The sequence below is a fragment of the Pseudomonas reidholzensis genome (assembly GCF_900536025.1).
Classification (GTDB): domain Bacteria; phylum Pseudomonadota; class Gammaproteobacteria; order Pseudomonadales; family Pseudomonadaceae; genus Aquipseudomonas; species Aquipseudomonas reidholzensis.
The window spans coordinates 184,579-195,925 of sequence record NZ_UNOZ01000022.1; the positions used below are offsets into that span (position 1 = coordinate 184,579).

General features: G+C 63.7%; 11 protein-coding genes, 2 rRNA genes and 1 pseudogene. 4 read left to right on the forward strand and 10 right to left on the reverse strand.

Features of this window, described 5'->3' with window-relative positions; all coding sequences use genetic code 11:
• Nucleotides 1–60: 60 nt before the first annotated feature.
• Nucleotides 61–1,059 (forward strand): alpha/beta fold hydrolase, encoded by a 999-nt coding sequence (locus CCOS865_RS16255; protein ID WP_119142615.1) that lies wholly within the window; start codon nucleotides 61–63, stop codon nucleotides 1,057–1,059.
• A 58-nt stretch (nucleotides 1,060–1,117) separates the two neighbouring features.
• Here the strand turns inward: CCOS865_RS16255 and CCOS865_RS16260 are convergent, their stop codons facing one another.
• The 6 genes from CCOS865_RS16260 to CCOS865_RS16285 form a co-directional block, all read right to left on the reverse strand.
• Nucleotides 1,118–1,702 (reverse strand): DinB family protein, encoded by a 585-nt coding sequence (locus tag CCOS865_RS16260; protein WP_119142618.1) that lies wholly within the window; start codon nucleotides 1,700–1,702, stop codon nucleotides 1,118–1,120.
• A 13-nt stretch (nucleotides 1,703–1,715) separates the two neighbouring features.
• Nucleotides 1,716–2,822, reverse strand: a complete 1,107-nt coding sequence (gene zapE / locus CCOS865_RS16265; RefSeq protein ID WP_119142619.1) for a cell division protein ZapE — start codon at nucleotides 2,820–2,822, stop codon at nucleotides 1,716–1,718.
• 57 nt (nucleotides 2,823–2,879) lie between these two features.
• The gene (locus CCOS865_RS16270; RefSeq protein WP_119142621.1) at nucleotides 2,880–4,031 is read right to left on the reverse strand and encodes a PQQ-dependent sugar dehydrogenase; all 1,152 of its coding nucleotides are present in this window, start codon (nucleotides 4,029–4,031) and stop codon (nucleotides 2,880–2,882) included.
• 23 nt (nucleotides 4,032–4,054) lie between these two features.
• Nucleotides 4,055–4,372, reverse strand: coding sequence for a hypothetical protein (locus CCOS865_RS16275; protein ID WP_119142623.1), 318 nt, complete (start codon nucleotides 4,370–4,372; stop codon nucleotides 4,055–4,057).
• Between the two features lie 81 nt (nucleotides 4,373–4,453).
• A complete protein-coding gene (gene speB / locus CCOS865_RS16280) occupies nucleotides 4,454–5,452 on the reverse strand; it encodes an agmatinase (RefSeq protein ID WP_119142625.1) in 999 nt (332 codons plus the stop codon).
• 27 nt (nucleotides 5,453–5,479) lie between these two features.
• Nucleotides 5,480–6,559, reverse strand: a complete 1,080-nt coding sequence (locus CCOS865_RS16285; protein ID WP_119142626.1) for an extracellular solute-binding protein — start codon at nucleotides 6,557–6,559, stop codon at nucleotides 5,480–5,482.
• Between the two features lie 101 nt (nucleotides 6,560–6,660).
• Here CCOS865_RS16285 and CCOS865_RS16290 point away from each other — a divergent pair.
• Nucleotides 6,661–7,551 (forward strand): annotated as a pseudogene (locus tag CCOS865_RS16290) (LysR family transcriptional regulator).
• A 19-nt stretch (nucleotides 7,552–7,570) separates the two neighbouring features.
• On the opposite strand, the gene CCOS865_RS16295 reads toward CCOS865_RS16290, so the two are convergent.
• Nucleotides 7,571–7,834, reverse strand: a complete 264-nt coding sequence (locus tag CCOS865_RS16295) for a hypothetical protein (RefSeq protein WP_119142628.1) — start codon at nucleotides 7,832–7,834, stop codon at nucleotides 7,571–7,573.
• A 133-nt stretch (nucleotides 7,835–7,967) separates the two neighbouring features.
• Between CCOS865_RS16295 and CCOS865_RS16300 the strand changes: the two genes are divergently transcribed.
• Nucleotides 7,968–8,288, forward strand: a complete 321-nt coding sequence (locus tag CCOS865_RS16300) for an ElaB/YgaM/YqjD family protein (RefSeq protein ID WP_119142630.1) — start codon at nucleotides 7,968–7,970, stop codon at nucleotides 8,286–8,288.
• A gap of 34 nt (nucleotides 8,289–8,322) precedes the next feature.
• Here the strand turns inward: CCOS865_RS16300 and CCOS865_RS16305 are convergent, their stop codons facing one another.
• Nucleotides 8,323–8,940: a MiaE family protein gene (locus tag CCOS865_RS16305; RefSeq protein WP_119142632.1), complete on the reverse strand. Its 618-nt coding sequence runs from the start codon at nucleotides 8,938–8,940 to the stop codon at nucleotides 8,323–8,325.
• Nucleotides 8,941–9,091: 151 nt separating this feature from the next.
• Between CCOS865_RS16305 and CCOS865_RS16310 the strand changes: the two genes are divergently transcribed.
• Entirely contained in the window at nucleotides 9,092–9,955 is an 864-nt protein-coding gene (locus CCOS865_RS16310; RefSeq protein WP_119142634.1) for a universal stress protein, read from the forward strand.
• A 68-nt stretch (nucleotides 9,956–10,023) separates the two neighbouring features.
• Here the strand turns inward: CCOS865_RS16310 and rrf are convergent.
• Nucleotides 10,024–10,139, reverse strand: a 5S ribosomal RNA gene (rrf, locus tag CCOS865_RS16315).
• A 148-nt stretch (nucleotides 10,140–10,287) separates the two neighbouring features.
• Nucleotides 10,288–11,347: ribosomal RNA gene (locus CCOS865_RS16320) — 23S ribosomal RNA — on the reverse strand; the annotation flags it as partial.

The following is an 11,347-nucleotide window of genomic DNA, read 5'->3' on the forward strand; positions in this document are numbered from 1 at the left end:
AGAGGGTCCACTGGCTGCTACAGTCGCTTTTTCCTACACGGCCCTACACGGAGTACCTGCATGCTGCGCGCAACCGCCCTGGCCCTCGCCTGCCTGCTCGGCAGCCCGGCCATCGCCGCCGAGTCGCCCACCTACGGCAAACAGCTCGAGGGGTTCGATTACCCCCATCCGCTCAAGCATTTCGACTTCAAGTCGCAGGGCCAAACCCTGCAGATGGGCTATATGGACGTGCCCGCCAAGGGCCAGACCAATGGCCGCAGCGTGGTGCTGATGCACGGCAAGAACTTCTGCGCGGCCACCTGGGAAACCACCATCGATGCGCTGAGCAAGGCCGGCTACCGGGTGATTGCCCCGGACCAGATCGGCTTCTGCACCTCCAGCAAACCGGCGTATTACCAGTACAGCTTCCAGCAGTTGGCGGCCAACACCCACGCCCTGCTCGAGCAGTTGGGCGTCCAGCAGGCGATCGTCCTCGGCCACTCCACCGGCGGCATGCTCGCCACCCGCTACGCGCTGATGTACCCGCAGCAGGTGGAACACCTGGCGATGGTCAACCCGATCGGTCTGGAAGACTGGAAAGCCCTGGGCGTGCCCTACCGCACGGTGGACCAGTGGTATGAGCGCGAACTCAAGCTGGATGCCGAAGGCGTGCGCAACTATGAGCGCAAGACCTACTACGCCGGGCGTTGGAAGCCAGAGTACGAGCGCTGGGTACAGATGCTGGTGGGCCTGAACAAAGGCCCTGGGCATGAGGTGGTGGCGTGGAACTCGGCGCTGATCTACGACATGATCTACACCCAACCGGTCTACCACGAGTTCAAGGACCTGAAGGTGCCTACCCTGCTGCTGATCGGCGACCAGGACAATACTGCCATCGGCAGTGACATCGCCCCGCCCGAGGTCAAGGCGCGCCTGGGTCATTACAAGGACCTGGGGCCACAAGTGGCCAAGCTGATCCCACAGGCGCGCCTGGTAACCTTCGAAGGCCTGGGGCATGCCCCGCAGATCGAAGAGCCCGAGCGCTTCCACAAGGCGTTGATCGAGTGGCTAGGCCGCTGACCTTGCCAAGCCCCATAACTCCGACTTGCCCGCGATTGCAGCCTGCATTCATGCGCAATCATCCGCGCCCCCAGACCTGCGCCTCGCGCCACCCCAGCTCGGCAAAATCATCGGCGCGCAGGCGGGCCTCCTCCTCGCAGAAAAACTCATCCAGTTGCGGTGGCCGTACGGCCGTGTCGCTGAGCATCGCGTGCACCTGACCGCGGTGATGGGTCTGGTGTTCGAACAGGTGAGCCAGCAGCCGCAGCCGCTGCTCGCGCTGGACCCGGTCGGGGCGCACGATGCTGACGTAGCGCTCGAGCTGGTCGTCGCGCAACTGGCTGCAGTAGGCGATCAGCCGGTGATCGGCCTGGGCCTGTTCAGCCTGCAGCTCGGCACAGGTCGCAAACGGCTGCTCGGGGACGAAGAAGCGTTCGCCGTCCGGGTCCGGCGCCTCGCCGCGCTGCTCGCACTCCAGCGCATGCAGGTAGAACCAGTCCACCGTCAGCAGGTGATTGAGCGTGGCCTTGATCGAGGGAAAAAAGCTGCAACGCGGGGCGACGAACGCGTCCTGGGTCAGTTGCAGGCACGCCTTGTACAGCCGGTGATTGGCCCAGCCATTGTTGTATGCCTGGGTCAGCAGGTGATGTGTGAGCGTCTGCATGGGGTCGGCTCCTTCAGGCGAAGCGTTGCAGTTGCATCTCCCGTAGCCGGCTCAGGGTGCGCTGGAACGGGAACGCCAGGTACCCTTCAGTGTAGAGCGCCTCGAGCGCGACTTCGGCCTCCAGGTACAAGGCCACGCGGCGGTCATAGCACTCGTCGACCAGGGCGATGAAGCGGCGCACGCTGTCATCCTTGGGCGACAGCGCGGGCAACTGGCGGTCCCCGGCCGCCACCCGTTGGGCGCCGTCTTCGGTCCCGCGGGCGATGCGCCCTGGCCGTTGTGCACCGCTCAAGGCGGGAATACCGTCCATCAGGATCGCCGGGAACTGGTCGCACAGGGCCATGAACTCGAGCGCAGACAATGGCTGCTCGCACAGGTCGCTGAAGCGGCACCAGACCGCCTGGGCGCTGCGCCGCACCACGCGGACCTGCCGCGAGCCGAGCTGCAAGGGTTGCTCGGTGCCGCCATCACTTGGGCTCAATTGCGCGAACACGGCCTCCAGCGCACCGGCCTGGGCTGGATTTCGGACCCAGTAACGCTGGCGGCCGGCGCCTGGGTGCAAGCGGTGGTCCTGTTCGCCGGCAACCGGCAGCACGCGCATATGGCGCTCGATGGCGGCAATCGCGGGGAGGAAGCGCTCGCGGTTGAAACCGTCGTGGTAGAGCTGGCTGGGCGGCTGGTTGGAAGTGGCGACGATCACCACGCCGTGGTCGAACAGCACCTGGAACAACCGACCAAGGATGATCGCATCGGCGATGTCGCTGACGAACAGTTCATCGAAGCACAACACTCGGATCTGCTCGGCAAGCCCGCTGGCGAGCGCATGCAACGGGTCGGCGGTGCCGTTGAGCTGGAACAGCCGCTGGTGCACCCAGGCCATGAAGTGGTGGAAGTGCTGACGGCGGGCCGGGACGTGCAGGCAGCGGTGAAACTGGTCCATCAGCCACGTCTTGCCACGCCCGACCGGGCCCCAGAGGTACACGCCCTGCGCAGGCTGGCGACCTTGCAGCGACTCGAAGCAGGCTTGCAACGCCGCGACTGCATTGGCCTGGGCTGGGTCGACGACGAAGCCCTGTTGGGCCAGGGCTTGTCGGTAGAGGGTGAGCGGGTCTGAAAACATGCGCGGATTGCCGGGGAAAAATATCGCGCCATCATGCCGCGTTTTGTGCTGCCTGTACTACTGAGGGTCGCTCAGGCCCACCTTCAGCACCGCCCCGTCCTTGGCGTCAGTCAGCACATACAGGTACCCGTCCGGGCCCACTCGCACATCGCGGATGCGCGCCTGCAGCTCGCCGAGCAGACGCTCCTCGTGAACGACTTTGTCGCCGTCGAGCTGCAGGCGAATCAGCTCCTGGGTGGCCAGGGCGCCGATGAACAGGTTGTGGTCCCAGGCCTTGAACGTTGGTCGGTCATAGAAGGCCATGCCGCTGATGCCGGGTGACTTTTCCCAGACATGGTGCGGGTCGACCATGCCATCGACATGCTTGCCCTTGGCCTCGGGGATCGGCAGCAAGGAGTAGTTGATGCCGTGGGTGGCGATCGGCCAACCGTAGTTCTTGCCGGCCTGCGGGATGTTGATCTCGTCGCCGCCGCGCGGGCCATGCTCGTGGGTCCAGAGCTTGCCGGTCCAGGGGTTGAGCGCCGCCCCTTGCTGGTTACGGTGGCCGAACGACCAGATTTCCGGGCGGACCTTGTCCTGGCCGACGAAGGGGTTGTCCTTGGGCACTTCACCGTCGGGCAGGATGCGCACGATCTTGCCTTGCAGCTTGTCCAGGTCCTGCGAGGTGGGCCGCTGGTTGTTCTCGCCCAGTGCGATGAACAGGTAACCGTTGCGGTCGAACACCAACCGCGAGCCGAAGTGATTGCCCTCGGACAGCTTGGGCATCTGGCGGAAGATCACCGAAAAGTTTTCCAGCCGCGCGCGGTCCTCGGACAGCTGGCCGCGCCCCACCGCCGTGCCGGCCTTGCCGTCGCTGCCGGCCTCGGCGAACGACAGGTAGACCGTGCGGTCTTTTTCGAACGTCGGCGACAGCACGACATCCAGCAGGCCGCCCTGCCCTTCGGCCCAGACCTTGGGCACGCCACTCAGGGGTGGCCCGACCTTGCCGTCGGCGGTCACCAGCCGCAAGTTGCCGGGCCGCTCGGTGACCAGCATGTCCTTGCCACCGGGCAGGAACGCCAGCGCCCAGGGGTTACGCAAGCCATCGGCGACGGTGTTGACCGTCAGCTGGCCTTCTTCGCTGGGCAGGCGCTGCTCGGAAGCGGCGTGGGCCAGTACGGGCAGCAGCGCTGCTGCGGCCAGGGTGGTCAACCAGGTGCGTCGAGTCATGCACGGTTCCTTCCAGTGGGGGCTCACGGGGCGCGTTGGCTGTCGCGCGGTGGCCGGGTGGGTTCCAGGTGGGGGGTCTGTTGTTGCCGGCGCAGGTTTTCGCCGTTGCCGATGCCACGGTTTTCCAGGGTCGGGGGGCGCGGGATCGGCTGGGTGGAGGGCCCGCGCACCGGCGGCGTGGCGGGCACACTGCCCTGCCGGCTGTTGGGGTTGGCGCGCTGGATCGGGCTGTTGTAAGGGTTGTTGTTGCTGGCCGCGAGCAGGGGCGGTTGCGCCGGCGCTGCGAACAACGGCAGGCTCGTCAGCAGCCCCAGGGCGAGGACTGGCAATGTCAGGTTCATGCTGCACCTCCCGCACGAAAAGCCGCGCTCAAGCGTTGGATAGCCTAAAGCGCGACAGGTTCGTAGGAAAAGTGCGAATGCCTAGAGAGATAATTCCTGATGTTTCTGTGGCGTTGACGGCGCCTGGTCGACCTTGTGCCGTGCCGCGTACAGGCACAGCATCTCCATCGCCAAAGTGGCGCCGGCCAGCGCGGTGATGTCGGCGTGGTCGTAGGCTGGCGCCACCTCGACCAGGTCCATCCCGACCAGGTTGATCCCCCGCAGGCCACCGAGTATCTCCAGCGCCTGCACGGTGCTCAGCCCACCACAGACCGGCGTCCCGGTCCCGGGCGCATAGGCCGGGTCGAGGCAGTCGATGTCGAACGTCAGGTACACCGGCCGCTCCCCCACCCGCTCACGGATCGCCGCCACCACGGCGTCGGTGCCCTGCCGATGGACCTGCCGCGCGTCGACGATGGCGAAGCCCTGGCTGTCGTCATTGGTGGTGCGCAGGCCGATCTGCACCGAGTGGGCCGGGTCTACCAGGCCCTCCCGGGCGGCGTGCCAGAACATGGTGCCATGGTCGATGCGCTGGCCGTCTTCATCCGGCCAGGTGTCGCTGTGGGCGTCGAAGTGGATCAGTGCCAGCGGGCCATGCCGGCGGGCATGCGCCTTGAGCAGCGGGTAGCTGATGAAGTGGTCACCGCCGAGCGTGAGCATCGCGCAGCCGGCCGTGAGGATGCGCTCGGCATGCGCCTCGATGCTGTCGGGGACCGACGTCGGCGTGCCGCTGTCGAACGCGCAGTCACCGTAGTCGATCACCGCCAAGTGATCGAACGGGTCGAATGCCCACGGCCAATGCCGGGCCCAGGCCTGCTGCACCGACGCAGCGCGGATCGCCCGTGGGCCGAAACGCGCGCCGGGGCGGTTGCTGGTGGCGGTGTCGAAGGGCACGCCGCTGACCACCACGTCGACGCCGCGCAGGTCACGGCTGTAACGGCGGCGGGAAAAACTGGTAATACCGGCGTAGGTACTTTCAGCGGCGGTGCCATAGAGGCTGTCACGGGTCATCGCCTGGTCGTTGTGCTGGGCTTGGTCCACGGTGCGGGTCCTTGTTGTGATTATGGGTTACTGGCCGCTGCGCAAGGCATTCCACAGCCGGTTGCGCTGGCGCAGGTCGGCCAGCGCCATACCGCGATCGGCATACAGGCGCGCGCGCACCTCGGCCGAGGGGTAGATGTCCGGATCGCCGCGAACGGCCTCGTCCACCAGCGCTGTCGCGGCCTGGTTGGCGTTGGCGAAGAACAGCGTGTTGGTCAGCGCCGCCACCGACTCGGGGCGCAACATGAAGGCGATGAAGGCGCGGGCCGCTTGTGGGTGCGGCGCGTCCTTGGGGATCACCAGGTTGTCCTGCCAGACCACCGTGCCCTCACGCGGGATGCGATAGACCAGCTCGAACGGCTTGCCGGCACGCCGTGCCTGGTCGGCGGCCATGGCGGCGTCGCCGTTGTAGGTCAAGGCCAGGCAGACGCTGCCGTTGGCCAGGTCGCTGATCTGCCGGCCGTTGGCGACATAGCTGATCGACGGTTTGAGCTCGCGCAGCAGGGCCTGGGCGGCGTCCAGGTCGGGTTTGCTCTGGCTGTACGGGTCCTTGCCCAGGTAATGCAGCGCCAGGCCGATCACCTCTTGCGGCGAATCGGGCATGGCGATGCCGCACGCCTTGAGCTTGCTGGCGTATTCGGGCTTGAACAGCAGGTCGAGGCTGTCCAGCGGTACGTCACCCAAGCGCTTGCGCACGGCCTCGACATTCACCGCCAGGCCGAGCGTGCCCCAGGTGTAGGGCACGGCATAGCGGTTGCCAGGGTCGGTCACCGCCAACTTGGCCAGCAGGTCAGGGTCGAGGTTGGCGAACCCGGGCATGCCCTGCGGATCGAGCGGCTGCAACGCATTGGCCTGGAGCGCCCGGGCCAGCACCGTCGACGACGGCACGACCACGTCATAGCCACTGCGCCCGGTGAGCAGCTTGGTTTCCAGCACTTCGGTGGTGTCGAAGGTGTCGTAGCGCACCTTGTAGCCGGTCTCCTGCTCGAACCGCTGCAGGGTCTGCGGCGCGACATAGTCGGCCCAGCTGTACAGGTTGAGGACTTTTTCTTCTGCCTGCAGCGGCAGGGCCAGGACCAACGACAGCAAGCACAGCGATCGACGCATTACAGGCACCTCGGCAATGGATGGATGCCGACAGCATGCGCGCCGGGTTACATTGCAAAAATGGCAAGTTTGCAAAGCTGACATTCATCAGGAGCAATGTAATGCTCGGACAACTGCACGACCCGGACCTGCACCTGTTGCGGCTGTTCGTCACTGTAGTCGAGGCTGGCGGCTTCAGTGCCGCGCAAGGGGTGCTGGGCTTGAGCCAGCCGAGTATCAGCCAGCAGATGGCGCGGCTCGAGACACGCCTGGGCTATCGCCTGTGCAGCCGCGGCAAGCGCGGTTTCGCCCTCACCGAAAAAGGCCAGCTGCTGCTCAAGGCGGCGCGTGAACTGCTGGTGCAGATCGAGCAGTTTCGCCAGCAGGCCAACGGCGTTGCCGGGCAACTGCTGGGCACCCTGCGGATTGGCATCGCCGAGAATCAGGACGCCGCGGTCAACCTGCGCCTGGCGGAGGCGATCCGGCGCTTCAGGCAGCGCCGGCAAGCGGTGCAGCTGGAGCTGATCAGCGCACCACCGGCGCAGATGGAGGGGCTATTGCTGGAGTAGCGGCTGGACCTGGCCATCAGCTATTTTTCCGGCAACCAGGCGGCGTTCGACTATCAGCCGCTGTTCGAGGAGACGCAGCGCTTGTACTGCGCGGCGGGGCACCCCCTGTTCGACACGGCGCAGGTGACCCACGAGCAGTTGCTGGAAACCGACCAAGTGCGTCACAGCTACCGTTTTCTGCAGGGTGGCAGCGCCTTTCAGAGCCGTCACAGCTCCGCTCAGGCGGAGCAGATCGAGAGTGTGCTGACGTTCATCCTGTCGGGGCGGCACATCGGCTACCTGCCCTGCCACTACGCCGAGCCTTGGCGTGCGCGGGGGATGCTGCGGGCGCTGGAGCCGGCGCTGGACTTCGTCGTGCCGTTTACCCTGGCGCGGCACCGCGCCCAGGTGCCGGGCGAGGTGCAGGCGGCATTTGCCGAGGATCTGCAGGCAGCGTTTGGCTGATCTGCAGTTGCACCCGCTGTCAGCGCCCGGCGTTGGACGCCGCCATCATCTTGTTGACTTCGCTGCGCACCATGCTGGCGAACTCGGCAGGCGTCATGCTATCGAGCTCGGCACGCACCCACTCGGCCCACTTGCCCTTGCGGCGAGACTTCTCGGAGATCAAGCGGCCGGCTTCGCCCTTGGCCTTGCCCAGGTTGCCTTGCCAGTACTCGAACAGCCGGGCCTTTTGTGCTTCGATCTGTGCCCGTTCTTCGAAGCTTCTGTTGGCCAGATTGAAACTCATGAAGGTCTACCTTAACGCGTGAAATTTGCGCGCTATCTTACACTGTTGACGCACGCGGCCGGAACGTCGGCGCAACTTTCCAGGCCCGGCGGCATCCATTGTTCTATCCACCCCAATCGACGAGGACGTGTTCATGGCCAGGAAAACTGCCACGCAAACCGATAGCGATCAGATCAAGGACCAGGTGTTCAGCGAGCTGCAGTCGCTGATTGATGAATCCGAGCGGTTGCTCGAGCAGAGCGCGACACTGGTCGGCGAAGAGGCGGACACGCTGCGCGCGCAGATCAGCCTCAAACTGCGCCAGGCCCGCGAAGCGGCAGGCTCGGTGCGCGACCGCGCGCAGCCGGTGGTCGACGCCACCCAAGACTACATTGGCGGTCATCCGTGGCAGACGGTCGCGGTGTCTGCAGGCTTCGGGCTGGTGATCGGCCTGCTGCTGGGGCGCCGCCAGTAACCCTGTAAGCGGCTGCGCTGGCTGCGGCGGCAGGTTATGCCGCCATGGCCAGCGGTATGCCGCTGTGGAAGCGCAGCTCCTGATCCGGCGTGCAGATCAGCTCAGCCTCCGCTTCTCGGACGCGCGCGACCACGCGCGCAATGTCCGCCTCGTCGCCGTACTGGTGAGCGAGTTTCAGGTAGCCCAGGAAGTGCCGGGCTTCGCTGTTCAGCAACCCGTGATAGAAACTCCCGAGCTCTTCGTCCAGGTGCGGCACCAGGGCAGCGAAGCGCTCGCAGCTGCGCGCTTCGATAAACGCCCCCACCACCAGCGTATCCACCAGCTTCACCGGCTCATGAGAGCGCACCTGACGGCGCAGGCTGGACGCATAACGCCCTGCCGAAACCGGTCGCAGCGGCACGCCACGGCGTTTCATCAAACGCAGCACCTGTTCGTGGTGCACCAGCTCTTCGCGCGCCAGGCGCGACATCATGTTGATCAGGTCAAGGTGGGTGTTGTACTTGGCGATCAGGCTCAAGGCGGTACTGGCCGCCTTGAACTCACAGTTCTTGTGGTCGATCAGCAGGGTTTCCTGGTCGGCGAGCGCCGCTTCGATCCAGGTGTCTGGGGTACGGCAACCGAGAAAGGCCTCGACTTCGGGAATCAGGGACATAAGCTCACAATGACTGAACAACGGCAGGGTCGGCGATTATACCGGGGGTTGCGCCGATCACCAGCGACTATGCTTGATACACGTCAAGCGGCATCGACAGGGACGCCGACTATAGTCAGGCAGGCCAAACATCCAAGGGGAGCCCATGCCCATGCAAGCCGTCCGTAGCATCCTGGTGGTACTCGACCCCGAGCACGCCCACAGCCGTGCCCTGACTCGGGCAAAACTGATCGCCGGCGTGACCGGCGCGCGCCTGCACCTGCTGATGTGCGACAAGAAGCAGGACCATGAGGCGCTGCTCAGCCTGCTGGCAAGCCAGCTGCACGATGATGGCTATGACAACGTCAGCTATGAACAATCCTGGCACGACACCCTGCACGAGTCGATCGTCGACGTGCAGCAGAAAGAAGGGTGCGAGCTGGTGATCAAGGAGCACCGAGCGGATAACCCGCTGAGAAAGGCCTTGCTGACACCCAGTGACTGGAAGCTGTTGCGCCAGTGCCCGTGTGCGGTGCTGATGGTCAAGAGCGAGCGGCCCTGGACCGGCGGCGTGATCCTGGCGGCGGTGGACGTGGGTAACCATGACGAGGCACACCGCTTGCTGCACGCCAACATCATCGATCACGGGTATGCCATTGCCAGCCTGGCCAAAGGGGAGCTGCACGTCATCAGCGCACACCCCTCACCCATGCTCTCGGCGGCGGATCCGGTGTACCAGAATACGGAGACCATCGAGCAGCGCTACCGCGAAGCCTGCCGCGCGTTCCAGGCCGAGTTCGGTATCAGTGAGGAGCGGTTGCATATCGCAGAGGGTCCAGCGGATGTACTGATCCCCTACACCGAACAGCAATACGATGCTGTCGTGACGGTGATTGGCACGGTGGCACGCACCGGGATATCGGGGGCGTTGATCGGCAACACCGCAGAGGTGGTGCTGGATTCGCTGGTGGGGGATGTGCTGGTGCTCAAGAGTGAAGAAGCGACGGCGCACTTGGCGGAACTGGCACGCGGCTAGGCATTTCTTTTCCGCCACAAAGACAAAACCCCTACCTGCTTGCGCAGATAGGGGTTTTGCGAAATGAATCTTGACGATGACCTACTCTCACATGGGGAGACCCCACACTACCATCGGCGATGCATCGTTTCACTACTGAGTTCGGGATGGGATCAGGTGGTTCCAATGCTCTATTGTCGTCAAGAAATTCTGTAGCCAGAATGTCTTGTTGGACAGCCCAGCGAATTCGGATATGCGATATTTGCGATGCTCTCTATCAAAGAGCGCGAACTTTCGGTTCTTTCGTCTTCACCACCGCAATCTGGCTTTCGCTCAAATTGCTTGGGTGTTATATGGTCAAGCCTCACGGGCAATTAGTATTGGTTAGCTCAACGCCTCACAGCGCTTACACACCCAACCTATCAACGTCGTAGTCTTCGACGGCCCTTCAGGGGATTCTAGATCCCAGTGAGATCTCATCTTGAGGCAAGTTTCCCGCTTAGATGCTTTCAGCGGTTATCTCTTCCGAACATAGCTACCCGGCAATGCCACTGGCGTGACAACCGGAACACCAGAGGTTCGTCCACTCCGGTCCTCTCGTACTAGGAGCAGCCCCTCTCAAATCTCAAACGTCCACGGCAGATAGGGACCGAACTGTCTCACGACGTTCTAAACCCAGCTCGCGTACCACTTTAAATGGCGAACAGCCATACCCTTGGGACCGGCTTCAGCCCCAGGATGTGATGAGCCGACATCGAGGTGCCAAACACCGCCGTCGATATGAACTCTTGGGCGGTATCAGCCTGTTATCCCCGGAGTACCTTTTATCCGTTGAGCGATGGCCCTTCCATACAGAACCACCGGATCACTAAGACCTACTTTCGTACCTGCTCGACGTGTGGGTCTCGCAGTCAAGCGCGCTTTTGCCTTTATACTCTACGACCGATTTCCGACCGGTCTGAGCGCACCTTCGTACTCCTCCGTTACTCTTTGGGAGGAGACCGCCCCAGTCAAACTACCCACCATACACTGTCCTCGATCCGGATAACGGACCTGAGTTAGAACCTCAAAGTTGCCAGGGTGGTATTTCAAGATTGGCTCCATGAGAACTGGCGTCCCCACTTCAAAGCCTCCCACCTATCCTACACAAGCAAATTCAAAGTCCAGTGCAAAGCTATAGTAAAGGTTCACGGGGTCTTTCCGTCTAGCCGCGGATACACTGCATCTTCACAGCGATTTCAATTTCACTGAGTCTCGGGTGGAGACAGCGCCGCCATCGTTACGCCATTCGTGCAGGTCGGAACTTACCCGACAAGGAATTTCGCTACCTTAGGACCGTTATAGTTACGGCCGCCGTTTACCGGGGCTTCGATCAAGAGCTTCGCTTGCGCTAACCCCATCAATTAACCTTCC